Here is a 25553-nt window from a genome sequence, read left to right as displayed (position 1 = left end):
CCAGTCGGCATTTGACCCGGCTGTCCGTATGGCCTTGACTTCCTTAAAGGAAGTGGTCAAAGATTATCTGCTTGGAAAGATCCTAAAATAGTTTGAATATTAGCTTTCCAAATTTAATGCTTCTTCATAATAGCAGGATAGGATTCAATGAGCAAGAATTTTTTTTAATAAACGCCTATTTTTTTCGATGACATTCTACAGTTTCCAACGGCAGGTCATCGTTAGTTTCTCCCCGCTCTGCTCGGCTGTCAACGTGCCACCCATTTTGTTCATTAGACTTTTGGCGATGGATAGGCCAAGTCCCGAACCTTGAGTGGAGCGGGTACGGTCTGCGGTGTAGAATCGGTCAAACAAAAGACTAATGTCGCTTCCAGCAAGTTCCTTCGCTTCGTTTACAATTATCAAATCGACTGTTTCTCGTTGCCTTTCAAAACGGATTTCCACTTGCCCGGTGGCATGCTTGATCGTATTGACAAGCAAATTCTCAATGACTCTCCGTACAGCAGATTCGTCAGCGTATACGAATACATTTTCCTTTGGCAGTCGAATGTTTGGCGTGATGTTGCGTTCGTTGAACGAATCGTAATATCCGACTAGAATGTTGGAGAGTAGGTAGGTCATCTCTAGCTTTTCGGTTTTAAGGTGATAATCCAATGATTCAATCACGGACAGCTCGAAAAAATCGTTCAGCAGCGCTTGCAGCCGCCTCGTCCGATTTTTAACGATGGTGACATATTCGAGCTTCTCCTCAGGCGTAATGGATTCCGACTCTAACAGTTGAATATAGCCGAAGATGGAGGTTAATGGAGTACGGATATCATGGGATATGTTAGCCATCGCCTGCCGAAGTTCATTTTCTATTCGTTTTCGATGGGCTTTCGCTTCGACAATAAGATTGGATTGAAGATTAATTTGTTCCGCAAGCGCTTCGAGCCTATGATCGAATAGTGCGACATCGATCTTTTTACCGGTTAACTGTTCATTATAACGGAGCAATTGTTCTGTTATCCGTCCTAACTCCCGTCGTAGCATCAATAAGCGTACAAGCAGGAGAACTGCTGCTGTAATCGATATGACTACTAGAATAAGCAAGACTCTCCTGCTCCCTTCATCTGTTATTTAATTTCCTTTCTTCGGTATACAAGAATGCCGAGCATCCCGGATATAGCAAACGTCAACAGCGGCACGATCAGTAGTGCTGGCAAATCACCAGCGTCAATACTAGGCTTGCCGATATCTCCCATCAGTTTGAAGATCGAATAGTCATATAAAGTATCAAATAAAGTGATCTTTGAACCTACACTAGCTAAAACCAAATCGATCACAAGGAAGAAAATCACCGAGAAACTGATTGTTTTGCCGCTGTCAGTAAAGATCATAGCGATCAGCGCCCCGATGGCCGCGTAGCCAGCAGTGTACAATAGCGTCAGCCCGAGCGTTCGTGGTATAAAAAGCATGGTGCTACCCTCTGGCAGATGACCGAAGCCTGAAAGCAGCGTGACTTCTATTGTGCTCACAATCGGAAAGACTAGGGAGATGACCATTGCTCCAACTGCGAATACGATCAGTTTTGCCGTGAACAGCCGCCCTCTGGTGTTGCCCGATGATGCGATCGTCTTCATAACACCTGTCGAATATTCGTTGGATATGAAAAATCCAGCAAGAACTGCTACACCGATTTTGATAACGTAGGCATTGCTTGAAATAAAGGTAAACAGAAATTGGGCTCCAGTGATCTGGGGTTTTCCACTAGACTGATTGTCAAAATAATACATCAGAGGGTACGCAATTGAAAGGACGGAAAATGCGATTAGCAACGTCCAAAACGTCCTGTTCTTGCGCAGTTTGAAAAACTCGACTTTGATCAGATTATACATACGAATTACCCCCGATCCGCTTCGTGAAATAACTCTCCAAGTCTTCGCCCATGGGCATAAACTTCTCGACCGCAAGACCCGCGGAGAATAGCGCCGACGATACTTTGCTTGGCTGCTCAATATGGCTATATAACTTGATGGCTCCATCCTGCATTACTTCGAAATCGGAAGTTCCTAACTCGTTCTGAATGATGGCTGTTGCCTTGTCTGGATTATCCACTTTGATAAAAACATACTGCTGACATTTCTCGTTCATTTCCTTGGCAGTAAGTTGTTCCAGCAATTGGCCATGATGAATAATTCCATAATGAGTTGCCATCAAATGCAATTCACTTAGAATATGACTTGAGATTAGTATCGTAATGCCTAGTTCGCGGTTTAAACGTTTGAGCAGTTCACGCATTTCGATAACACCTATTGGATCCAGCCCATTAGTCGGTTCATCTAGAATTAGAAATTCCGGATTGCCCAGCAAGGCGATCGCAAGACCTAGCCGTTGCTTCATCCCAAGGGAGAAATTTTTCGCTTTCTTTTTGCCAACCTCCTTCAGTCCGACCTGTTCCAGCATTCTGGGAATGCAATTTTTACCCGGGATGCCGCGTAGAAGCCGGTTCGCTTCCAAATTTTCGCTAGCGGTCATATGGGGGAATAAGGCGGGGCTCTCAATAATGGAGCCGATCCGCTTTCGAGCCTGGATCAACTCCTTCTCTTCACTGGCACCAAATAGCTCGATCGTTCCCTCAGTCGGATAAGCAAGTCCGGTCACAATACGGATCAAGGTTGATTTTCCGGCTCCATTTTGTCCAATAAAGCCGTAGATGGAGCCTTTGCGGATCGATAAACTGACTTTGTTCAGCGCTGTATGGCTTTTGAACTTTTTGGATAGTTGATTTGTTTGCAATACATACTCGTGCATTGTTTCTTGGCCTCCTTTACGTGATGGACCAAGTATAGAAATGAAAACTTAAGGAGATCTAAAGCCAAATATTAAGAATATCTTAAGGCTTAAGCCGATAGCCCATCCCCCATACCGTCTCGATAAATTCACTTCCGAGAGCGCCCTTGGCCAGCTTGCTGCGTAAATTACTCATATGGACGTTGACCGTGTTGTCATCTCCGTAGAATGGCTCATGCCAAACATTTTCGTATAAATTGGATTTCGTGAAAACCTTTTTCGGGGATGACATAAGCAACGCGAGAATCTCATACTCTCGAGCTGTGAGCGCCAGCTCCACCCCATCTGCTTTAACCGACATTGTATCGCGATCTAACACAAGCCCCTTATGCTGCAGCACGTTGGGCAAGACCGGTTGTGCAATCCGTGCATATAAACGTAGTTGGGAATCGATCCGAGCGGATACTTCCTCGATGTCGAACGGTTTCGTAATGAAATCGTCCGCCCCCCCGCGCAGTGCAGACACCTTGGTTTGAGGCTCACCCTTGGCCGAAATGATAATAACTGGCATATCGTTCTGTCCGCTGATACGCTGGAGCAGTTCCTCTCCTGTCATTCCCGGCAGCATCAGATCGAGCAGTAGCATGCTCCATTGCCGCTGATTCAGATAGAGGAGCGCCTCCGTTCCTGAAAAGGCGGGTTGGGGAATGTAGCCGCTTTTCTTAATTACGTTGCACAACAACCGGCTAATTTCGCTGTCGTCCTCAGCAACAAGAATATGTATCGGGTTGTTCATTGAATCTCCTTTTGTTACCTTAATTGGTCATTATTTGAATGCGCTATAGTATATATGATAGCTGATTTTAACTTTTATATCGAGAAGTGTTTTCCAGGGAGCCAGAGTTATCCAGTGCGTTTACGGAATTTTGTTGCTACTTAAAATGATCAAAAAAGTTCATTACGCGTGCCGCTTTTGTGATACGTTCTTTTGTATATATAATAAAATAAATGTTTTGTGCGAAAAGGAGAGATAGTTATAAATTATAACCAAGTTGTTTCAATCGGAGATACCTATTTACTTACAGTAGTATCAGAGTTGTTCGGATTAGAAGGCTATGAAATTCAGCTGATTCCGGCACATGATGGAGGGCGGAATGTCGTATATACCTGTGAGAAAAAGGGCGCTGATGCCCAAATAATCAGAGTCGCTTTCTTACCTGATAGGAACCGGGAAGATTTCCTAGGCGAAGTGGAATATATTCAGTATCTATTTGAGCATGGAGGCAGTGTCTCCAATGTAATCAGCTCCCGGAAGGGAAATCTGCTGGAAGAGATCATCCACAATAACCACACCTTCTATATCTGCCTGTTTGAAAAGGCGAAGGGAAAAATGCTTGTAGAAAATAATTATCGGTACCGGAAAGGCGTTCCGATTACCGAATATTTTTACAATTGTGGGAAGACCCTGGGGAAACTGCATCAAATATCGAAAGGGTATACGCCCGTCCATCGCCGACATAGTTTTTTCGACAAATACAATGCCGAATATATCGATAAACTGATACCCGATTCCTTATCCTTAGTGAAGGAGAAGATGGTAGAGCTCCTTAATACCTTACAAGGATTGGATAGGAACACGGAGACATATGGTATGATCCATTTTGATTACAACGATGGGAATTATTCAATAGATTATGATACTGGGCAAATAACCGTATATGATTTTGATAACTCATGTTTCGGTTGGTATATGTTTGACTTGGCAGGTCTCTGGATAACCGGAGTGGGCTGGGTACAATTTGAACCAGACGCCGGTAAACGCAAAAAGTTTATGGATGATTATTTTGAAACAGTCCTTGCAGGATACAGATCCGAGACTAAGATCGAAGATTCGATGTTGGACAAGTTGTCCTTATTTATTCAGGTAAGCCTCATGGAAAATATTGTAGATGCATTCGAGGTAATGCGAAACAATGGCGAAGAGCCGGAGTGTGATGAGGATTTGTCGTATCGCATAAAATGCTTGGAAGACGATATTCCGTATAAGGGATTTCTCCATGAGATTTATTCGTGTGAAGAACCCTTTATGTATGAGAAACGAGAAATCTAGTCTTTTCGCCGTCGACTCACAAAGCTTTAACCCTTCTTATGAAGCAGGGTTAAGGCTTTTTTTATTTATTTATCTAGTCTCATCCAAACTTATGAACGATACGGCAATCAATCAAGTATCCACAGTCTTCTTCATCTGCACCGCAGAAACGATATAAGCAATAAGAACTATACCAAATAGGTTCCAAATACTCGTTGACGCCACAGCTAGATAAAGTCCATAAGGAAGAGACCAGACAAACACAATACACATTAAAATTCGATTTTTCAAAAATGAAGCTACAATGCCAACTAAAGCTGGGAGAATCAACATTATATAAATGACTTTAATCGTTCCACTATTTGGTGGTGTACTTGAGTATGGATTCCAATACAAAAAAACAACACATAAAATAATGCATCCGACGGAAGCAAACAAGCCTAAAATTGAAAATTTCATTAATGACCTCCCTTATACTTATCATTGTTTGGGGTCAGATTTCAAAATAACGGATTCTCAAGTATCTATTTACTCGAATTCCCTTGCTTTCCCACCAATAGCGGATTTTGAAGTGCTTAATTTAGGGGGAGTGGGTGATTTGAGGGCAAAAGTGTCAAATAGGTACCTGAAAGTCCGTTATTTTCATCTGGATTGCTTTTTGCAGTGAAATAGATACCTGAAAGTCCGCTATTTTTGAAACATTAGGGATTAATACACTGCTAGCATATGTTGCCATTCTTTTCATTTTCCCTTAAATTTGAACTCTCAAACTCAAAATGGTAATATTCGCCAAAATGTAATTACTCGAGGGAGTCTATTCCGATTATTTCTAGTAATATAATAATACGTAGAATCTATTTTCATGTAAATTATACATAAGATATTAATTTATCCAAATATTAGGAGGTCCTCTCTGCATGAAACATAAAGTTATTTACTCAATTTTATTGTTATTGCTTCTTTGCTCAGGAATATTTCATTATCTGCAATATACAGATGCAAAAGCGGTGGATAAAGACACCACGGCGCCATCAGAAGCAGCTTATAAGGACAGGGAAATTGGTATGCGTAACATGATTCTTCAATATGTTGATGAAACAGGCGCTATATTGGATGAAGTTAAACCTGCGCTTCCAATTCTAAATTACACAACAAATGGTGAAAAAGAAATCTTGTCTCAAGTTGATACCAAATTGCTCAAAGATAATCAAATATTATTGAGTCTAAAGCCTCTAGGTAAAGGTGAAGAGAACAGTTTTATCATTGAAGCGATGATCTATGAGAAACCAAATAAACAATATATTTCAGATATAAATAATGAATGGCCAAGACAAATTGGCAAGAATTATATTGTATATGGACAATTTATTATGAATCAAAAAGATGGAAAATGGGTTGTAAGTAAGTTTATCGATAAATTCTAAGTTCATTAGAAGCTGATCCGCGATATCGTGGGTCGGCTTTTTATATCTTAATGTGCAAGGACTAGTAATCGATTTTCGTTCACATACCAAGGAATCGGAATGAATATGATGTACTATTGGTTTCACCTATACCAAAGTTATAGGGGGTGACATTTGTTGTCAAATGCATTCGTGGCACGGTCGCTAGATGAGATTCGATTTTGGTCACGCATTATGAAAGAACATTCGCTTTTTCTCAAATTAGGGTTTAGATGTGAGGATACACAGTTAATTAATGAAGCCAATCAATTTTATTCTACTTTTGAAGGGATTGAAAGACAATCACACGCCTTCACAGTTGGAACAGATCCTGAACAGATTCGCCGTTTTAATGTAGAAGTCCAGAATGCGGCTACTCACATTTGGGCATTTAAGAGGAAGATATTAGGTTTAGTATTGAGTTGTAAAATGCCGGGTGCCAACAATTTTCCTTTACTTATCGACCATACGAGTAGAGAAGCAAATTATTTTAGAAACCGTCTAAACGAACTTAATAGCGGACAATTAGAGCCACTACCCGATGCGATCATTGATGAAAATGTATTCTTCTTACGAATCATGGCTGATCATGCCAAATTTATTGGACATTTGCTTGACCCTTCTGAGCGGCAGTTAGTTGAACAAGCACGCAATTTCAGTAACGATTTCGATCAATTGTTATTCCAAGCAAGAGATCTAGAATCCATGCGACCCCAATCACAAACATTGCCGATGCTTAATCAGTTTTTGGATCAAAATCGTGTATCAGTTAAATCGTTGCGTGACTTTAAAAAGACGGCGAAAGATTTAATTGAGTCTTGTCGAATCAAGAGCATTATTCACCCCTTGTTAGCTGATCATGTGTTTCGTGAAGCTGAACGATTTCTTGCCATCATTGATATGTTTGAGCAAAGTTTATCTTCCGTAAAACCGCGGTGATCTATTTAGCTTAGTGATCCTCTAGTGACATTCCCCCACATCTTTATTCAATATTTAGGACAAAATAAGGCTTGAGGCTGTACTGGCAGACATCAAGTGCAGCTTCATATCAACATAAGGGAGTGACATAAGAATGGCTAAGAACGCAGAACATAAAAAGGATAATAATTCCGGCGTAGATGCTGGAGAAGCGGTTGGGACAGTTGGCGGCGGTGCTGCTGGCGCTGCTGTAGGTTCAGTACTAGGTCCTGTAGGTACGATTGTAGGCGGAGTTGTAGGTGCGTCGTTAGGCAATAAAGCTGGCGATAGCATGGATGATAGTGCCGATGACGCTGAGTAATTCTGTTGCAATGAGTTAGCATGTATAAGGCAGAGAGTCCTTGCAAAAGCAAGGGCTTTTTGTGTACTCTAGAATGTATATCTTTTGTGTCATAAATTTTGTGGAATTTATCGGATATAGACGAATTTAAAGGAATAATGTTATGATTATCTAATGAATTAGAAATGACTTCATAACAAAACCTAATCATAATTGATTTTTAATTCATTCCTGTGATCGATTCAATGATGAATAACTGTTCAATGAAGTTGCTCATTAACTACACCGAGATCGATATCTAGATATAGCAAAGGAGCAATGGAATCATGAGAATAAACTTGAACTTTACGAATAAAGGTCGGGTAGCAATTGGTAATTATACGAATGACGAGCTGCTTGAAATTTTTACCCGTTACATCAAGACTTTATCCAAGCATTATGCAATCGATGTTTTTATTCCAGCGGAAGATAATACGAAAATTGTAGAAGAAGGGATTCTTAAAGTGACTGCGGAGAATGTGCAATGCGATCCGATTGCTTTCTTTAAGGAGCTTGGACGGGATGTGAAAGTGCCGTTTAAGAAAAGGCACCCAGAGAAATTAGATGCTGTGTTCAAAATTGTATTGGTTGAGTAGAATTAGAAAGTTTGGAAGCTGATGATGAATCGTCAGCTTTTTGGCTATTATAGATGCACAATAAAAAGACCGTTCTCTTTAATCTGATTAATCAGATAGGGAGGGCGGTCTTTATGCGTGATATAGAATTTATAATTTTAAGCTTATAAATTTTAAGTATCACCTTAAGAAACGTATCCGTCATATAAAGACGGTTAACTCGTTTCTTCTTGTGCTCTGCATGTAATTGGTTATTGTTCATAGGCTTAACTAGTAAGAGTCATCTTCGATTCACGGGTAACCGAGTGTTTGTTGATGACATCTACCGCTTGGGATTTAAGTCTTGCTTGATCGGAATGGAGCAAGTTTTTCCTGCTTTGTAGCCAAGTCTTGAATTTCCATTGCTCCTTCGCATGATGTTCAATTCTGGCTTGATTGATCATAGCGATGCTTTCGTTTGTGTACCAATCCATATTATCGTACCCCTCTCATTCAATTCATGTTTTTAATAGTTAAGTGCTAAATTAAGCAATTGCATTAACATTGTTCTTGCTTGAGTGCTTGAGAATAATGTCTGCTGCACGCAATCTGAGCTCCGCGTTATCGGATTCGAGCATTTCCTGAAGAGCTTGAACGGCTAGCTTAGTAGAATCTTTCCCACTTACTTGTGAGCGCTTTGTCTTGAAGATCGGCATGAACTTCCATTGTTCCTTGGCGTGGCGCGTTACCTCAGCTTGATCATGGACTGCAATGCTTTCCATTGTGTACCAATTCATATTGAATCGTACCCCTTTCAAATTGTGTTTTTAACATTCGGAATGTTTGAAGGTAAAATTTTATAACTGTATTACTATTATTACACATCGTCTAAAATTTACACAGTCAACTTTTCTTACTCATATAATATTATTAATTGGTTATCATTGTCAATACATTTTTCAGAAAATTATAAAATGAATTTTTTAGATCGTTAGCATTCCAACGGAGATGATATGCAATCTTATTTATTTTGTATAAAATGGTTTTATCTTCTATTGTGAGGGGTGCGAGGTTGAGAACGGGCGTTCATAATCCAGTAACCAAGATCAAATTAAAGCATCAGCTGATTCTTTTGTTTTTCGTAATGTTCGGTCCGATGTTCCTGCTGAATTGGTACGGGAATATGCAGACGAGTCAGATTATGCAGGATCATGTGACGAATGCTTATATCGAACTGAATAAACAGAATGTTATGTTAATTAACCGAGATTTGGATGCCATTAAGAAAATCGTGACGACGATTATTCTAAATTCGATTACACAGAGTCTAATTCCGGGCGAGCATGATACGGTGTACGATCGTGTTAAGCAATTTTCCGAGATGGATAAGCTGCTGGCGAATTATTCATTAGGGATGGATGGGAGACAGGCGGTCTATTATTCGATGTTCGTCTACGATCCACAAAATTACTATTCATTTGTAACCAAGGAACCTTCTTCGTTCAAACGAAGAGGGATGTATTTCCTATCGGATTCGAGTAAGCCGCTGTGGTTTGATGATGCGATAACCAATAGGGGCAGAAGTTATCTTAAGGTCATCGATAAGTACGGACCATTTCAAGACGAACGGTCGCTTGCTTACATTCAAGGAATTACGAATATTTATAGAGGAAACGAAGCGATCGGCGTACTTGTCGTTACGAATATGGAGAAGAAAATCGAGGAATCCTTCCAGACGGTATCCTTGCCGAGCGGTGAGATCTATTTCACGAATTGGGATAATCAGGTGCTGGCTTCGACGAATGCGAGCATTGGCTCGACGATCCATTTGCCTGCAAATCCTGATGGAGAAGAAAGCTCAGTTGGCACATTCCATGTGGTTTCAGGTGGCGCAATCTATGTGGTGAGTTATGACGCTTTTCTAGGACAGAAGCTGATCTATAAGGTGCCAGTTGATTCTATCTTGCAGAAACAGAACGGACTCAAAGGTGTCATTCAATTCATTTCGATCGTCTATTTCATTCTTGGCTTGATTATTATGTTATATTTCTGGCGCTCAATTATGCATCCATTGGAGAAGATGGCGGTATTTGTCCGCTCCTACGAGCCGGGTAATGCGATTCCCAGATTGCCGGGGAAGCAGCGTAATGATGAGGTAGGCGAGCTGATGATCGCCATTAATGAGATGGCTAAGCGCCTTAATCTTTTGATTCATGATAAGTATCTGATGGATATCAAGCAGAAGGAATCGCAATTGCAGCTGCTTTACCAGCAGATCAATCCTCATTTGCTCTACAATACGCTGGAGAGTATTTATTGGAAGAGTTCAATGGAAGGTCAATCCGAAACTGCGGATATGATTAAGGAACTATCGCAAATTATGAAAATTGGATTAAGCAGAGGCAATGAGTTAATAACGCTTGAGGATGAATTAACGCATGCGCTCTCGTATACAAGACTGCAGCAGAAACGATATGAATATGATTTTGAGGTGGAATGGCAGATTGCGGATGAGGTGCTAAATAATCTAATTCCTAAGGTTACCCTTCAGCCGCTAATTGAGAATGCAATCATACATGGGGTCAGGCATATGGGGGAAGATGGACAAATTCGGATTACATCTTTCCGCGGCAAGGATGAAATTATTCTTACGATTGAGGATAACGGTTATAAGGAAGTCAATTATGAAGCAATAGCGAAGCTCTTATATGCGGAACAAGGGGATTCGAAGGTCGGATATGGCATTCGCAATGTGCATCAGCGGATTCAATTGCATTTCGGGCAAAGGTATGGCATTACATATGCAAAGCGTGAGGCAGGAGGAACAGTTGTGACCGTTCTTTTGCCAATTGTGATCAAATCTGAATAATCAATCAAGAAGAGAGGGATTTCTATTGTTCAATATTTTAATCGTCGACGATGAACCATTGATTTGTAAAGGTTTAGGTAGTTTGCTTGCAACCTCAGGTCTTAGCATCGGTCATGTCTATACAGCCTATAATGCCTATGAAGCCCTTGATAATCTTCGAATTGAAGAGATTGATCTGCTTATTACCGATATTCAAATGGGGGACATGAATGGAATTGAATTGATTCAGCAAGCCAAAATCATCAAGCCTTGGGTGCAAGCAATTATTATTTCGGCGCACGAGACGTTTCAATACGCGCAGATGGCGCTACAGCTTGGTGCCAAGGATTATTTGATCAAGCCATTCAAGAATGAGCAGTTCCTCGATTCGGTTCGCAATGTTCTTCTGAAGATCGATAAGAAGGTGCAGAATTCAGACGCATTTATGTCGGAGCTGCAAGAAAATTTTCATATGCAGGAACTAGATTCTGAGAGAACGGCAGCACTTAATCAACTAATCACAGCAGCGCCAAACGCTTCTGATCGAGAAAGTCACGCTGTCAGGCTTCGAGAAGCCTCGCTTACGGGTCCTTATTTTGCCGTGATTAAATGCCGACTTAAATACGAATCCAAGCGGCGCGTCATTGCTGTAAGTGATTATCCGCTGTTTCAATATGCCGCGCTGAATATTATCGATGAATTGCTATCGGAGGAATGCCGCCATGTGGTTTTCTATTCCTCGGATCAAGAGATCTGCATGATTGTGGAGTGGAGCGAGAGCGAATACGAGAATACGAGCTTCAGCAAGATGAGTCAATTGGAGATCATCGGGAGAAGTATTCATTTTAATATTGATCAATCGATCGGGCTGCAAGCTGTTGTCGGGATAAGTCAAATTCTGAAGGGCTCGGAGTTCTTAAGTGTGCTTACCGAACAGGCACGCAAAGCGATGCAGTGGAATCGGAAGCATCAGGATCACTTTGTGTTCTATTACGGCGATTACAATTGGAGTCTATATTCACATGAACCGACAGAAGAGGAGATGCAGGAGCAGCACAATTTGATCGTGGATAAAGCGAAGGATTACATCAATCAGAATTATATGCAGAAGGGGCTAACGCTTAATGAGGTCGCACAGCGTAATCATGTGAGCCCAAACTATTTGAGTTATTTATTTAAAAAGAATACGGGCTACAACTTATGGGAATATGTCATCAAACTGCGGATGGAAGAAAGTCGCAAGCTGATAATGACGACGGATATGCGCAGATATGAAATTGCCGATCGCGTTGGATATGAATCGCCAGAGCATTTTAGCAAAATTTTCAAGAAATATTACGGGATTAGCCCGAGTGAACTTAAGAAGTAAGAATGCCCATGATCGTCATAGATTTGCACATGTTCAGCTTTCCTCAGCTTTTTTACAATAGAAGCAAAACTAAATTGTGACCTTTATGGAATGAGGGAAGCTAAGATGAACCAATCTACAATGCCAATCGATCCGCATCCGATGCCTGTTAAGCTCAAATCGCGGTTCATGGTGCAATTGCGCAAACACTTCTGGGGCTACATGTTCCTGCTCCCAGCGGTCGTGATTTTCTTCTTGTTCCTGTGGATGCCGATTGTTAAAGGCTTTGTGTATAGCTTTTATCATGTGGATTTTGTCAAAGGCGATAGCTTCGTCGGATTTGATAATTACCGAACTATTCTGCAGGATGAGGAACTTTGGATCTCCGTCAAGAACACGCTCTATTACATCCTATTATGTATCGCTATGGGTTTCTGGGTGCCGATTCTGTTTGCTATTGCGATCTCGGAGCTGAAGAGATTTCAAGGATTAGCAAGAGTTGCGGCATACTTGCCGAATGTAATTCCCGTTGTGGTGCTTTACGGCTTATGGAGGTGGATTTACGATCCAGTCGGTCCGATCAATGCAACGATTACGCAGCTTGGCGGCAACATGATCTCTTTCATGACGGATACGAAGTGGTCGATGTTCTCGATCGTGCTGATGGAAACATGGCAGCAATTTGGATCGGCGATGTTGATTTATTTAGCGGCGATCATGAGTATTCCTAGAGATTGGTATGAGGCTGCCGAAATCGATGGAGCGGGTGTATGGCATCGAATCAAATATATTACGCTGCCATCGATTCGCAATTTGATTATTTTGATGCTCATTTTACAGCTAATCGCAACCTCTCAAGGGTTCCAGTCACAACGAGCGATGCTGGATGGCGGACCGAACAACGCTACGCTGACGTATGCGCTGCTCATTGTGAAATATGCCTTTACGAGACTCGATTATGGCGCGGCATCTGCGCTTGGTGTCCTTCTATTCGTCGTTCTGGGCGGTTTGGCTTTCCTTCAATATCGATTGTCGAATAAGGAGGAGAACTAAGATGCACAAAGAACGCGGAATCTTATCTCGATACGATTTGCAGAAGCCTATGAATCGCATCATCTATGGCGTGATGGTGCTAGTCATTACGCTCATGGCACTGTCGATGCTATATCCGATTGCGGTTACCTTCTTTAACGGTTTGAAGACGAACGTAGAGGTGAATTCATTCCCTCCGCATTTATTGCCCGAATCTATGCAATGGCAGAATTATGATAAAGGCTGGAATTATGTGAAGCTGCCATTATTTCTGCGCAATACGCTGTTCATTTTTGCAGGGAATATGCTTGTGACGGTTGTTGTGCTTGGTTTATCATCATTTAGCTTATCAAGATTGAATGTACCGTTTAAAAGAGGAATTTATGTATTTTTCCTAGTCACACTGTTCATTCCACCTACGACCTACATCATTCCGAACTTTATTAACCTGAAGGATTTAGGATTACTCAATACGTTCCAAGCATTCTGGCTGTCAGCGGGAGCCAATGCGTTCTACTTGCTGTTGCTCAAAAGCTTCTTTGATAACTTAAGTCAGGATTTGTTCGAAGCAGCCAGGATGGATGGTGCATCTGAGTGGAAAAGCTTCTACCGAATTGCATTGCCGCTATCAGTTCCAATCTTCTCGACTTTGGCGATTTTTGTGTTCTCGACCTCTTGGAACGAATGGTTCTGGCCATCTCTTGTTATGCACGGTGACAACAAAATTCCGCTTTCAACAGCGGTTTATAACTACATCATTAATGTTCGCAGGCTGGATACGAATATCAAGTTTGCTATTCTATCGATGGTAATGATCCCGCCAATTGTTGTTTTCTTCGTATTCCAAAAGTTTATCATGCGCGGAATACAGCTTGGTGGTGTAAAAGGATAGGCTGCTTAATGTTGAAATCGTAGACCTGCACATGAAGGGAATAGATTTACACATCGAACTCCGAAAGCGTCTCCATTATGATGAGCGTGTAACCAAATTTTTGTTGAAAAGGGGAAAATATCCATGAGAAAGTTATCCGTCATTCTGCTATGTCTTATCGTCTTCATTGGACTATTTGCAGCATGTTCGAACAAAGAAGAAGCTGCAAGTAAGGCTCCTGCTGCAACGACTACTCCTAGCACTCCGGCACCTGCAACAGCAACGCCTCCTGCAGAGAATACAGATGATATTACGAAGAAGAACGTTACGATCAGTATTTACTACCCAACACCGGATCTGGTTGAGAGGCGTGCGCTGGAAGATGACAAGATCAAGCGCTTCAACGAAAAATATCCGAATGTCAAAATCGTGAAAAGTGAATGGCAATACAACCCGAACGAGATCGGAATCAAAATGGGTGCCAATGAAGCGCCTACCTTGTTCAATACTTATGCAACTGAGGGCAAGTTCCTGGCTGAAAGAGGCTGGGCAGCTGATATTACGGATTTATTCAACAGCTATGAATTCAAGGATCAAATGAATCCGATCTTGCAGGATCAATTCAAAATTAATGGCAAAGTATACGGCATCGCACAACAAGGCTATGTAACTGGAACTGTTGTGAATAAGAAAATGCTTGATGACAAGCAAGTGCCTGTTCCCGATTATGACTGGACATGGGAAGATATGCTGAATACAGCTAAGGGTGTAGCTGACCCAGGCAAAGGAATTTCAGGAATTGCGCCGATGGGTAAAGGGAATGAATCAGGCTGGAACTGGACGAACTTCTTGTTTGAAGCAGGTGGAGATATTCAAAAAATTGACGGTGGTAAGGTACTGGCAACCTTCAATTCGGATGCGGGTGTGAAGGCGTTGACGTTCTACAATCGCTTGAAGTGGGAAGCAAATGCGATTCCTCAGGATTGGGCATTAGGTTGGGGCGATGCAGTAGGCGCGTTCGCGCAAGGTAGAACGGCTATGGTTATTGCAGGTCCGGATGGTCCTGTGGATCAAGCGCTGAACCAGGGTGGAATGAAGCCTGCTGATGTGCTTGTGTATCCGATGCCTGCAATGGAGAAGGGCGGTAAGCATACCGGCGTTCTTGGTGGAGACTTCCTCGTTGTGAATCCGAATGCATCCAAGGATGAACAGGAAATTGCATTTAAGTATGCTACATTCGACTACTTCTCAGATAAAGGTCTGGCTTCTTTGGAAGAAAACATCCAGCAACGCAAGAAGGACAATAAATACTTCGTACCGCAGGTGATTCAATACTTTAATGACAATTCCGAATACGGTAAGAAGGTTGCTGCGCTGTACAACAAGTATGATAACGTGTATCAATATGATCCGAAGATTACAACACTTTGGGATGGTAAGCCAGAAGCACAGTTTAATACACAGGATTACTATGCAACGATGACCAATGTTGTTCAGGAGGTATTCTCCAAAAAAGATGCGGATCCGAAGGCGCAGCTAGAAGCAGCAGCTAAGCTTGTGCAGGAGAAATTCTTCAATCAGATTAAAGTAAACTAATTGTGGTAACGATCCAGCTCTAGCTTAGAGCTGGATTCTTTATGACGCCTAATTATGGCCAAAGTAGAGGTGAATGCGATTGACTGAAGTGGTTCGCAATAAGTGGATATTGGTTTCTTTAGGAGCATTATTAATCCTCGGTATTGTAAGTGCCTTGATCTATCATCTATTTGCAGGATCAAAGGTTAGCTATCAAGAAACGAATGGGCTCTTTGTCATCAGCAATTCCAAGTATGAAATAGCCTTTCGGGCAGATAACGGTGGAATTGCCTATGTGCAGGATAAGCAATTTAACGATAAGTTAAGCGTCGGCAATCGAGACAATGTGCTTTGGTGGGCTTTTATGAATGGGGATCAATCGGTGAATAGCAAGAAAATGGCCCATTTCTCCTACGAGTGGAATGCTGGCGCAGGAGAACTGTTGTTGCATTACGCAGGCGAGCTTAAGGTAGATGTGACCGTTACATTCGGACAGGATAACCGTATAGGGATGCGCGCTAAAGTAGTCAATGATTCGGAGAATACGATCCAATCATTCCGTTTTCCTTATGAGCTGAAAGCTTCCTCCGATCAGGTAGTCGATGGTTTACTGCCGATGCTGCCAGGAGCAAAGCTGAAGCCAGCGTTCTTCACAGAGAACAATTCATTTGAAGATCAGTATCCTGGTGTCATGTTCGCAAGTCTGATTTCTTTGCGTACACAGAACGGTAATTTATCTTTGTACGATCTTCATTCTAAGGATAAGCTTATAGCTTCGCAAAATTTGGGCTTCAAGAATCAAGTGGACGACGCAGGGAAAACAGCCTTTGTCCATAATTACACAACGTTGATCAAACCTAAATCAGAATGGTCCACGCCATTGATTGTGATGGAAATTGGTGGCGATTATCCGAATATCATTCAGAGCTATCGGGAAATGAACCAGATTGCGGCTTATCGTTCGTTAGCAGATAAGCTTGGCAAGGATAAGGAATCATATTTGCAGCTGCCTTTTATGAAGCTCGATATTTCAGCACTTGGTCAAGCGAACTGGGGTACATTAGCTAGCAATTACGTAGATCAAATGGATTACGCATCTGTGCTTCACTTAGTTGGCTTTCAGAAGGGAGGTCACGATGAGAATTACCCTGATTTTCTGCCTCCTGATCCGAAGTGGGGAAGCGAGGCAGAGCTTCGAGCATTTATTCAGTATGCCAAGGATAAGGGAAATCGAATTGTTCCCTATACGAATTTCTCTTGGTGGGGAGTACATTCACCGACACTCCAAGCACTTCCGACAGGCGTTGATCTGAACGATATCGTCGTACAGCAGCAGAGCGGGAATTTGATCAAAGAGGATTACGGCAGCCATAGCGGTTATGTGATGAATATGAATCATCCTTATGTCGTGCAGCGAATTGAAGAGGAGCATAAGAAGCTGCTAGAGGCAGGGATGGATGGGATTTTTGAGGATCAATGGGGGATACGCAATGCTCCTTTTTTGTATAACGAAGGGTATTTAGCGAATGCAGATGAATCCAGCGCTTACTTTGAGGGCGTCAGGAAGTATTTTGCGAATAGTTCACATCATATGTACACCGAGGATGGAACGGATGTATTAGCGAATGATACGGTAGGCTTCATGGGAACGAACTATCTATGGGATCTTCTCGGATATCGGAAGAAAACCGCTTCTTATACGGATTATTATCCGATGGTTAGCATGCTCCTAAGAGATAAGGTGATGTTGTATCAGCACGATCTTGCTGCAGAGACGATGACCGATACGAAGGATATGCTGCGGTGGAACTTGGCGATGGGCTATCAATTAAGCGGGGATCTGTTCCACGGCACCGATAATCCATGGATTCATCTTGTAGGTGCGTTCCAGAAGTATGTGCTTGCCCCGTACGGGGATGCGTTAGTAAAGGATTATAAGCAGCTTGGTCATGCTGTTACAGAGACACAGTACGATCAATATGCGGTAATAGCGAATTGGGATACGGAGAAGTCTTATGTAATCAATGACCAGCATACGCTAACCGCAGGTGGATTTGAGGTTAGCGCGAAGGACCAAAGCGTAAGGGCAGGAAGCTATACACGGTATAATGGAACCGATTTGGATCATGGAGAACATTATTTGATTGAACTGCGCAGTGATAACAGCATTCGTATCTATCAACCCATTGGCTCGGATACCACCTTAAGCATTCAGAAGAATGCGAAGTGGAAGCATGCGTTCATCACTGCATATGAGGCAAACGGAAATAAAGTTGCTGATTTGCCTGTTAGCGAAGCGGGTGATCGCGTCCAATTCGATTATGTTCGTCTGATTAATGGGCTTCAAGTGGACTATGTGGAATTAACAGGCTCGGATGTTCCAAGCATGGTTAAGGATGTCTCGTTCGGCAAAATGAAGGAAGCTGTTAATTTGGCATTACGCAAGGAAATTGTATCATCAACTGATACAGCTAAGGAATTCCCTGCTAGTTTGACCGTAGATGGAGATCCATTCACTTATTGGGAGAGCATGCCAAAGAGATTCCCCCAATCCATTACAGTGAATCTTGGTGAGCAGCAGAGCATTAGTCGAATCGGTCTAAGCTTGCCTCCGCTCGATGCATGGGAAGCAAGAACAGAGGAGATTGAAATACTGGGCAGCTCGGACGGTCAAACCTTCCAAACCATTAGGCAGCGGGCTAATGTCGTTTTTGATCCCCGCAACAAGAATCGTGTGGAGCTTCAAGTAGATGGAGCAGTCAATTTGCAGTACATTCGATTGAATATCACAGAGAATACAGCTTGGCCGGCAGCACAAATATCAGAGATAGAAATTTATAGCGAATAATATTGAGAGCTGATGTCGATCTATATCGATATCAGCTTTTTAAGTAAATTTATCTTTATAGTTTCCTAATCTTCAATAACATTCGACATTAACCGATAAAAAAATATATATAGAAACGAATCAAATTGGGGGATTACCATGATTATTATCGATTTTTTCAGAAAAAGTATTGTTCGCAAGGTAGTTTTGATGTTATCCATAGCATTCATCATACTAACATTGATCCTAAATACCATCTCGTACCAAAGGGAAAAAACGGTTTATTATGATAGTGTAAGTAGTGTTACCAAGACATTGTATCATCAGGTTCTGCTTGAGAACGATGCCATTGAGCAGCTGGCCGATATATCTAAAAAGAATGGCACGCCAAGTGAAGAGATTTTCGTTGAACTTGAAAAGCACTTAACCGCTGCAACAAACGATCCTTACATTATTAATGCCTTTTTATTTAGTATAGATCCAATTAGGAATGGTGATAAGGTCTCACTCAAATTATTAGCTGTGAATGATTCATTAAAGAAAGAAGGACTTGATCATTTCTCGACATATGAACTGCCAGATGCTCTAAAGAAGGGATTGGAAGGACTGGATAAATCGGACACCGCTATTTCAGATCCCTATCAAGGTGTTTTGGAAATGGATATATCCTCTTTTATGCGTATCAAAAATGAGAAGGGCGAACCAATTGCGATTCTAGGCATAGATCTTGATTACGATAGTGTAAATAAAGATTTAAATCATTCCCTGCTCATGATTACGCTGATTAGTTTCGGGATCAGTATCATGATGCTGATTGTGGTTGCTATCTTCTTGCACAAGCAATTATCACCGCTCAAAAAATTAACAGAGAAGACTCAGCTCGTAGCACAAGGTGATTTAACTATTCAAATGGAAGATGCACGAAAAGATGAGTTCGGCGTACTAAAACGTAATTTTAACGAAATGATCATACAGATTGCTACTCTTATTTCAGGCGTCAAATCAACTGCTGTCAAAGTGGAGGAAGCGGCGAACAGCTTACGTGAGGGGGCAGAGCAAACGGTTCTTTCGGCTGGTGATGTGACACAGAGCACGCAAGAGTTGGCGTCGAAAGCTGAGAGCCAGCTGCAAAGCATTGAGGAGACAAAGCGTGCGATTGAGGAAATATCGCTCGGTGTTGGACGAATAGCAGAATCTTCTAGTGATATAGCAGATACGGTGTCTACTGTTTCCTCGCAGGCTGCACAAGGTAATGGAGTCATGGAGCAAACTGCTAATCAGATGGTTACTATAAAGGATAGAGTGCATGATTCCAATGATCAATTGCAAAAGTTGCTTGCGCAATCGATAGAAATTGCTCAGATCGTTACTGCGATAAGTGAGATTGCCAATCAGACGAATTTGTTATCTTTGAATGCTTCAATTGAAGCGGCACGTGCAGGAGAGCATGGTCGAGGATTCAATGTCGTTGCCAATGAGATCCGAAAGCTTGCCGAACGATCATCGCAATCTGCCGAGAACATCGCAAATATTATTAAGTCCGTACAAGGTGATATAGAGCAAATGGATGATGTGATTACCAAGAGTGAGATGGCTGTATTAGAAGGCTCGAACTTGATGTTGGAAGTTAGCAGCACCTTCCATGCCATTACCTCAGCGATGGAGAACATTAACGCGCAAGTACAAGAGAGCTCGGCTTCCACTGAACAATTATCAGCTAGCATAGAGGAAGTGAACGCAACGATTGATGAGCTGGCTAACATGTCAGAGATATCTTCTGCAAATGCGCAGAATGTAGCTGCCGCAACAGAAGAACAGCTAGCAACGATGGATGAAATTACGATTCAATCGCGTGTGCTCAATGAGACTTCGAAGGAAATGAATCAGGAAATTACGAAGTTCAAAACGAAGTAAACTGGTTTACTGTGCACTCACACCTACCAATGCCCAAAAAGACTTGATTATTCAAGGATTTTTGGGCTGATTTTGTTGAATTATGATAAGAATGTATATAGTTAATACGCTTATTTTTTGATACAATGAAACTCTAGCCACATGACTAGCGTAATATAAGCTATAACTAAGGCAATTCTATGATTGACGAGGTGTGATTGGATGGATTTAAAACAATTATTACGAAGTCAGGGCTTCAAACGTTTTTCTATATTAGTGTTGATCTGTATTATTATTTACAGCCTTAGAAGTATGGCGAATGTGCTTCTGTTAACATTACTATTTACGTTCCTGATGGGTAGCTTGCACAGAGCAGTTCTCAAGGTGACGGATCGATTCTTCTCTATACACCCTAAAGTAATCCTCCCTATTCTCTATGTCCTTCTCATAACAATTGTAGTACTAGGTGTCTACAAATTATTCCCGCTCATTGGTAATGAAATTATGCAGCTTGTAGGACTCATTCGTAATGCATATTATCGCCCGCACGATACTGAGTTCGGTATGTACATTGTGAAATTCCTAGATTCTTTGGAATCGATCGATTTCCGCAGCTACATTCAACCAGGTATGGGAATTATTATGAAAGTCTCAAATATTGGAATGAATGTACTGATTGCTTTGATACTAAGCCTATTCTTCCTTATGGAAAAATCGAATATCGCCAAATTTAGCAGTAAATTTCTTTCAAGCAAGCTAAGCTGGCTTTTCGTTGAAATCGATTATTTCGGCACCAAGTTTGCTCAAACCTTCGGTAAAGTAATTGAAGCTCAATTGCTTATTTCATTAATCAACACGATTCTAACGTCGCTGATGCTATGGGCGTTAGGTTTCCCGCACTTGCTGGGGCTTGCCTTGATTGTGTTCTTACTAGGTCTAATTCCGGTTGCTGGTGCGTTTATTTCATTGTTCCCGCTGAGCTTTATTGGCTTTAGCATTGGCGGAGTCGAGTACGTCATTATCATGCTCGTATTGGTTGCGATCTTGCATGCATTTGAAGCTTATGTTCTTAATCCTAAACTCATGAGTTCCAAAACACATCTGCCGATATTCTATACTTTTATCATACTCATTGTTTCTGAGCATATTTTCGGGATGTGGGGGCTAATCATCGGGATTCCGATCTTCGTATTTATGCTTGATGTGATTGATGTCAAGACAATTGAAGTTAAGGGAGCAGATACTGACTTACCTAAAGCGCCAACTTCAGATGAATAAACAAAATAGAGGCTGTTCTCTAATGTAGATTTTTCTACTAAGGGAACGCCTCTTTTTTGTGACTCACGATAGTCTCGAGATTAATTTATCGGTTAGTAAAGGTATGCTAGCAAGAAATGCCTCAAGCTCCTCATCAGTTGCATCATCCACATGGATCCCAGCTGTAATGACAACTGGTTTACGCAGCTGTTTGCACAGTGCTTCAGCTATTGGTTTAGCCAGAAGATCGTCTTTATGTCCAAGAAAATTATGTACAGAAGTTGTGCAGCTATAAGTACCGTCATTACGTAGACTTGGTCTAGGCTCACATATAATAACTGTTCCTATATGAGGATCTTCTCCTCCCCCAATATACAGATTGATGCCTTGATCTACACTAACGACGACTGCTTGCACAATCGTACGGCCTGCGCCGACGCTAACTGTGTCTACTTGCCATGGTAATTGCTGCATAATGTCCCCCCTGATAATTCTTGTTCGATCATATCATAATCATAACGTACGGGGAATTTCAAGGATGAGTGATTAAATAACAAAAGGCTTATTCCAACGGCAGAATAATCTACTGGAGGAATAAGCCTAGTTTTCGTATTTAATTAGCCGCTAATTTGTTTCGTGAATTTCTTATATTCGGTTGGACTAAGCAAAGATTGATCTTTATTCATGAACCAGCTATAGAGCAGCATAGACACTAATAGTCCTACAATCCAAGCATTATCCCAGATAAATTCTAATCCAGGAATGTACTTGCAGACGACGTTTATCCCGATCCCGATCAATAGTGCCCAGATTGCTTTTTGATTGAATCCACCTTTATAGCTATATCTTCCATTCGGCTGATACAGTTCGGTTAGCTGAAGCTGACGTCTACGTACGAACCAATAGTCAGCAATTGCAATGCCTTCGATTGGTCCTAGCAGCGCTCCATAAGTTCCAAGCCATCCAAAAATATAATTACCGAAGTTCTCCAGAATGAACCATGGTTGTAAGAGAAGCGAGAATAGACCTGTCACAATAACACCGAATCCATACGTGAATTTTCTCGGCCAAATATTCTCAACAGCACGAGCAGGCGCAATTACGTTAGCTGCAACGTTTGTTGTAACCGTGGCAAGTATAATGCCAAGCGTACCAAGGAAAATAACGATAGGTGAGAATTTAGCTAGAAGTGCAGCAGGGTCCCAGATTGCTTCGCCAAAAATAACGACAGTCGCGGAAGCTACGGCAACTCCGATAAAGGAGAATAAGCCCATAGTCGTAGGCAGTGCTGTAGATTGTCCGACAATTTGCGATTTTTGCGTTTTGGCGTATCGACAGAAATCGGGAATGTTTAGTGCGAGCGTAGACCAGAAAGCAATGGCTCCAGTTAAGGAAGGAAAGAATACTTTGAAGAAATCACCTGTTGTGGTGAATTTAGAAGGTGCAGAGAGCATTGGTCCCCAACCACCCGCCGAAGTGAGCGCCCATACAAGTAAGGCTAAGCTCATTACGATTAATGTTGGAGCGGCCCAGTTCTCCATGCGACGAACAGCTTCTGGCCCACGGTAAGCGATTACAACATTCAGCAGCCACATGAATACAAAAGATATGCCGAGATGTCCTGGGACGTTCGCCCATCCGCTCATGGCGACTAGTAGCGTATCGAGCGCTGCGCCCGCAAACCAACAGTTAATTCCGAACCAGCCAGATGCAATGATTCCACGTGCAATGGCGGGAATATGAGCACCTCTTGATCCAAACCAGAGTCGTGCAAATACAGGGTAAGGAATTCCATACTTCGTTCCAGCGTGCGAATTCAGTAGGATCGGAACAAGGACGATGAGGTTACCAAGCGTAATCGTTCCTACTGCCTGCCACCAATTCATTCCAATCGAGATTAATCCTGCTGCAAGGGAATAAGCGGGAAGACAGATACACATTCCAATCCATAAGCTAGCAAAATTGTATGCAGTCCAATGATGTTCATTCTTTCTAGTTGGACGTAATCCCTCGTTATACATGGCGCTGTCTTTGATGAGATTCTCACCCTCTGGTGTCAGAGTAACAATACCATTCTCTTCAACCTGTAATTGCATAAGATTCCTCCTCTACAAAGTAGATGCTCACGCATGGAGTCAAGATACTCTGAGATGAGTTTACTCTACTACCCATTATTTTGACAAGATGGAATTATTATTCATTTTATAGTTTTACAGCCTGTTAATAGAGACTGCGCCCAGATTGGATGTAAGCGTTTTACACAATGTAATAATTTCCCACTATTTTCAAAAACAGTTTGTATAATGCAATACGAGCATCGCATTCCTATAATGGAGCTTAATAGGTGCAGATTAGGTTCCGCATAGGATGAACGATGAGGGGGAATGTTCGGTGAACACGGTGGAGAATAAGGCGCTGAAGGAAGAATTGCTAGAGAAGGATCGCAAGTATGTCTGGCATCATATGTCCCCGCATAATGATAACCCGATGATTGTCGCCTCTGGTGAAGGAAGTTGGATTACGGATGTTGAGGGTAACAAGTTTTTGGACGGAATGTCAGGTCTATGGTGTGTGAATGTCGGACATGGTCGAGTGGAAATTGCTGAGAAGGCATACGAGCAGATGAAGACATTAGCCTATTCTCCAATGTCGCAATCGCATGAACCAGGCATTCGTTTAGCAGAAAAAATTAATGACTGGCTGGAAGGCGACTATCGGATCTTCTTCTCCAACTCAGGTTCGGATGCCAATGAAGTTGCCTTCAAAATCATTAGACAATATTATCACCAGAAGGGTGAGGCGACTCGATACAAGTTCATTTCGAGATATCGTGCCTATCATGGCAACTCGATGGGAGCGCTTGGCGCAACTGGACAAAGCAGCCGTAAAATCAAATATGAACCGCTTGGTACAGGGTTTGTCCATGTCCCCCCTCCTTATTGCTATCGCTGCCCGTTTGGACAATCGGAAAGTAATTGCGCGATGGAATGTGCCAAGGCTTATGAAGACACGATCATCGCTGAAGGACCAGAAACGATCGCAGGAGTTATTCTGGAGCCGACCATTACAGGCGGAGGTGTGATTGTTCCGCCAGACGACTATTTGGCTCAGGTTCGCGCGATATGTGATAAGTACGGTGTGATGCTCATCGCCGATGAGGTAATCTGCGGATTTGGTCGATCTGGTCAACGTTTTGGGCATCAGAACTATGGGGTACAGCCTGATTTTGTTACGATGGCTAAAGGTTTAACGAGCGCATATTCACCGCTATCCGCAACTGCAGTTCGAGCGGATCTTTATGAGACATTCAAGGGGAATGAGCCTACTTCTCATTTCAGGCATGTGAATACATTCGGTGGTAATCCGGTATCTTGCGCTGTCGGATTAGAGAATATGAATATTATGGAGCGGGAAGACCTCGTTGCGCGCTCTGCTTATCTTGGTGAAGAGCTGCGTAAGCGGATTTCAGTAGTAGCTGAACATCCGAACGTTGGAGACATTCGTTATTTTGGCTTCATGTGTGGAATTGAACTTGTTGAAGATAAGGCAAGTAAGACGCCAGCGTCCCCAGATAAAGTACTCAAAGTAATCCAAAGCTGCAAGCAGCAAGGGCTTATCATCGGAAAGAATGGCGATACCGTTCCAGGCTATGCAAATATATTGACGATTGCACCACCGTTTGTAACAACGGAAGAGGAATTGGATTTGATCGGTCAAATCGTGCAGAATGCAATGGCACAACTGTAAA

General features: G+C 42.1%; 23 protein-coding genes. 14 read left to right on the top strand and 9 right to left on the bottom strand.

What is annotated here, in order from left to right; translation table 11 throughout:
- Nucleotides 1-195: 195 nt before the first annotated feature.
- The 4 genes from E0485_RS13100 to E0485_RS13085 all read right to left on the bottom strand — a co-directional run bounded on the left by E0485_RS13100 (nucleotide 196) and on the right by E0485_RS13085 (nucleotide 3568).
- A complete protein-coding gene (locus E0485_RS13100; protein ID WP_132418511.1) occupies nucleotides 196-1092 on the bottom strand; it encodes a sensor histidine kinase in 897 nt (298 codons plus the stop codon).
- Between the two features lie 23 nt (nucleotides 1093-1115).
- Entirely contained in the window at nucleotides 1116-1877 is a 762-nt protein-coding gene (locus E0485_RS13095; RefSeq protein ID WP_132418510.1) for an ABC transporter permease, read from the bottom strand.
- Nucleotides 1870-2793 carry an ABC transporter ATP-binding protein gene (locus tag E0485_RS13090; protein WP_132418509.1) on the bottom strand — a complete coding sequence of 308 codons (924 nt, stop codon included), beginning with the start codon at nucleotides 2791-2793 and terminating at the stop codon, nucleotides 1870-1872. Before E0485_RS13090 ends, E0485_RS13095 begins: the two co-directional genes overlap by 8 nt.
- Before the next feature lie 82 nt (nucleotides 2794-2875).
- A complete protein-coding gene (locus E0485_RS13085) occupies nucleotides 2876-3568 on the bottom strand; it encodes a response regulator transcription factor (RefSeq protein WP_132418508.1) in 693 nt (230 codons plus the stop codon).
- A gap of 300 nt (nucleotides 3569-3868) precedes the next feature.
- On the opposite strand from E0485_RS13085, the gene E0485_RS13080 reads away from it, so the two are divergent.
- A complete protein-coding gene (locus E0485_RS13080) occupies nucleotides 3869-4882 on the top strand; it encodes a phosphotransferase enzyme family protein (protein ID WP_235857559.1) in 1014 nt (337 codons plus the stop codon).
- A 111-nt stretch (nucleotides 4883-4993) separates the two neighbouring features.
- Here E0485_RS13080 and E0485_RS13075 read toward each other — a convergent pair whose 3' ends face one another.
- Nucleotides 4994-5320 carry a hypothetical protein gene (locus E0485_RS13075; protein ID WP_132418507.1) on the bottom strand — a complete coding sequence of 109 codons (327 nt, stop codon included), beginning with the start codon at nucleotides 5318-5320 and terminating at the stop codon, nucleotides 4994-4996.
- 458 nt (nucleotides 5321-5778) lie between these two features.
- Here E0485_RS13075 and E0485_RS13070 point away from each other — a divergent pair, with 458 nt between their 5' ends.
- From E0485_RS13070 to E0485_RS13055, 4 genes are all read left to right on the top strand, one after another.
- Complete coding sequence (locus E0485_RS13070) at nucleotides 5779-6285, top strand: hypothetical protein (protein ID WP_132418506.1); 507 nt, start codon at nucleotides 5779-5781, stop codon at nucleotides 6283-6285.
- 156 nt (nucleotides 6286-6441) lie between these two features.
- On the top strand, nucleotides 6442-7242 hold the full coding sequence (locus E0485_RS13065) for a DUF2935 domain-containing protein (protein WP_132418505.1): 801 nt from the start codon (nucleotides 6442-6444) through the stop codon (nucleotides 7240-7242).
- Between the two features lie 133 nt (nucleotides 7243-7375).
- Entirely contained in the window at nucleotides 7376-7582 is a 207-nt protein-coding gene (locus tag E0485_RS13060) for a glycine zipper domain-containing protein (protein ID WP_132418504.1), read from the top strand.
- Between the two features lie 305 nt (nucleotides 7583-7887).
- Nucleotides 7888-8196, top strand: a complete 309-nt coding sequence (locus tag E0485_RS13055; protein WP_132418503.1) for a hypothetical protein — start codon at nucleotides 7888-7890, stop codon at nucleotides 8194-8196.
- 245 nt (nucleotides 8197-8441) lie between these two features.
- Here the strand turns inward: E0485_RS13055 and E0485_RS13050 are convergent, their stop codons facing one another.
- A complete protein-coding gene (locus E0485_RS13050; protein ID WP_132418502.1) occupies nucleotides 8442-8648 on the bottom strand; it encodes a hypothetical protein in 207 nt (68 codons plus the stop codon).
- A 51-nt stretch (nucleotides 8649-8699) separates the two neighbouring features.
- A complete protein-coding gene (locus E0485_RS13045) occupies nucleotides 8700-8951 on the bottom strand; it encodes a hypothetical protein (protein WP_132418501.1) in 252 nt (83 codons plus the stop codon).
- Nucleotides 8952-9226: 275 nt separating this feature from the next.
- Here E0485_RS13045 and E0485_RS13040 point away from each other — a divergent pair, with 275 nt between their 5' ends.
- From E0485_RS13040 to E0485_RS13005, 8 genes are all read left to right on the top strand, one after another.
- Nucleotides 9227-11023 (top strand): sensor histidine kinase, encoded by a 1797-nt coding sequence (locus tag E0485_RS13040; protein WP_328591315.1) that lies wholly within the window; start codon nucleotides 9227-9229, stop codon nucleotides 11021-11023.
- A 25-nt stretch (nucleotides 11024-11048) separates the two neighbouring features.
- A complete protein-coding gene (locus E0485_RS13035) occupies nucleotides 11049-12371 on the top strand; it encodes a response regulator (protein ID WP_132418500.1) in 1323 nt (440 codons plus the stop codon).
- Nucleotides 12372-12491: 120 nt separating this feature from the next.
- Entirely contained in the window at nucleotides 12492-13403 is a 912-nt protein-coding gene (locus E0485_RS13030; protein WP_235857566.1) for a carbohydrate ABC transporter permease, read from the top strand.
- 1 nt (nucleotide 13404) lies between these two features.
- The gene (locus E0485_RS13025; protein ID WP_132418498.1) at nucleotides 13405-14274 is read left to right on the top strand and encodes a carbohydrate ABC transporter permease; all 870 of its coding nucleotides are present in this window, start codon (nucleotides 13405-13407) and stop codon (nucleotides 14272-14274) included.
- Nucleotides 14275-14397: 123 nt separating this feature from the next.
- Entirely contained in the window at nucleotides 14398-15849 is a 1452-nt protein-coding gene (locus E0485_RS13020) for an ABC transporter substrate-binding protein (RefSeq protein WP_132418497.1), read from the top strand.
- Between the two features lie 88 nt (nucleotides 15850-15937).
- The gene (locus E0485_RS13015) at nucleotides 15938-18676 is read left to right on the top strand and encodes a discoidin domain-containing protein (protein WP_235857565.1); all 2739 of its coding nucleotides are present in this window, start codon (nucleotides 15938-15940) and stop codon (nucleotides 18674-18676) included.
- Between the two features lie 138 nt (nucleotides 18677-18814).
- Nucleotides 18815-20569, top strand: a complete 1755-nt coding sequence (locus tag E0485_RS13010; protein ID WP_132418495.1) for a methyl-accepting chemotaxis protein — start codon at nucleotides 18815-18817, stop codon at nucleotides 20567-20569.
- Nucleotides 20570-20770: 201 nt separating this feature from the next.
- Complete coding sequence (locus E0485_RS13005; RefSeq protein WP_132418494.1) at nucleotides 20771-21826, top strand: AI-2E family transporter; 1056 nt, start codon at nucleotides 20771-20773, stop codon at nucleotides 21824-21826.
- Nucleotides 21827-21889: 63 nt separating this feature from the next.
- Here E0485_RS13005 and lpdD read toward each other — a convergent pair whose 3' ends face one another.
- The gene (gene lpdD / locus E0485_RS13000) at nucleotides 21890-22279 is read right to left on the bottom strand and encodes a prenylated flavin chaperone LpdD (protein WP_132418493.1); all 390 of its coding nucleotides are present in this window, start codon (nucleotides 22277-22279) and stop codon (nucleotides 21890-21892) included.
- Nucleotides 22280-22422: 143 nt separating this feature from the next.
- Nucleotides 22423-23901: an NCS1 family nucleobase:cation symporter-1 gene (locus tag E0485_RS12995; protein ID WP_132418492.1), complete on the bottom strand. Its 1479-nt coding sequence runs from the start codon at nucleotides 23899-23901 to the stop codon at nucleotides 22423-22425.
- Nucleotides 23902-24196: 295 nt separating this feature from the next.
- On the opposite strand from E0485_RS12995, the gene E0485_RS12990 reads away from it, so the two are divergent.
- A complete protein-coding gene (locus E0485_RS12990) occupies nucleotides 24197-25552 on the top strand; it encodes an aspartate aminotransferase family protein (protein ID WP_132418491.1) in 1356 nt (451 codons plus the stop codon).
- Nucleotide 25553: the final 1 nt, after the last annotated feature.

The organism is Paenibacillus albiflavus (genome assembly GCF_004344915.1).
Taxonomy (GTDB): Bacteria; Bacillota; Bacilli; order Paenibacillales; family NBRC-103111; genus Paenibacillus_AM; species Paenibacillus_AM albiflavus.
This window is presented reverse-complemented; position numbering and strand designations above follow the sequence as displayed.

Coding starts and splice junctions, on each gene's coding strand:
- E0485_RS13095 (WP_132418510.1), bottom strand. CDS start 1,877: ATGTATAATCTGATCAAAGTCGAGTTTTTCAAACTGCGCAAGAACAGG.
- E0485_RS13090 (WP_132418509.1), bottom strand. CDS start 2,793: ATGCACGAGTATGTATTGCAAACAAATCAACTATCCAAAAAGTTCAAA.
- E0485_RS13085 (WP_132418508.1), bottom strand. CDS start 3,568: ATGAACAACCCGATACATATTCTTGTTGCTGAGGACGACAGCGAAATT.
- E0485_RS13075 (WP_132418507.1), bottom strand. CDS start 5,320: ATGAAATTTTCAATTTTAGGCTTGTTTGCTTCCGTCGGATGCATTATT.
- E0485_RS13070 (WP_132418506.1), top strand. CDS start 5,779: ATGAAACATAAAGTTATTTACTCAATTTTATTGTTATTGCTTCTTTGC.
- E0485_RS13060 (WP_132418504.1), top strand. CDS start 7,376: ATGGCTAAGAACGCAGAACATAAAAAGGATAATAATTCCGGCGTAGAT.
- E0485_RS13055 (WP_132418503.1), top strand. CDS start 7,888: ATGAGAATAAACTTGAACTTTACGAATAAAGGTCGGGTAGCAATTGGT.
- E0485_RS13050 (WP_132418502.1), bottom strand. CDS start 8,648: ATGGATTGGTACACAAACGAAAGCATCGCTATGATCAATCAAGCCAGA.
- E0485_RS13045 (WP_132418501.1), bottom strand. CDS start 8,951: ATGAATTGGTACACAATGGAAAGCATTGCAGTCCATGATCAAGCTGAG.
- E0485_RS13030 (WP_235857566.1), top strand. CDS start 12,492: ATGCCAATCGATCCGCATCCGATGCCTGTTAAGCTCAAATCGCGGTTC.
- E0485_RS13025 (WP_132418498.1), top strand. CDS start 13,405: ATGCACAAAGAACGCGGAATCTTATCTCGATACGATTTGCAGAAGCCT.
- E0485_RS13020 (WP_132418497.1), top strand. CDS start 14,398: ATGAGAAAGTTATCCGTCATTCTGCTATGTCTTATCGTCTTCATTGGA.
- E0485_RS13010 (WP_132418495.1), top strand. CDS start 18,815: ATGATTATTATCGATTTTTTCAGAAAAAGTATTGTTCGCAAGGTAGTT.
- E0485_RS13005 (WP_132418494.1), top strand. CDS start 20,771: ATGGATTTAAAACAATTATTACGAAGTCAGGGCTTCAAACGTTTTTCT.
- lpdD (WP_132418493.1), bottom strand. CDS start 22,279: ATGCAGCAATTACCATGGCAAGTAGACACAGTTAGCGTCGGCGCAGGC.
- E0485_RS12995 (WP_132418492.1), bottom strand. CDS start 23,901: ATGCAATTACAGGTTGAAGAGAATGGTATTGTTACTCTGACACCAGAG.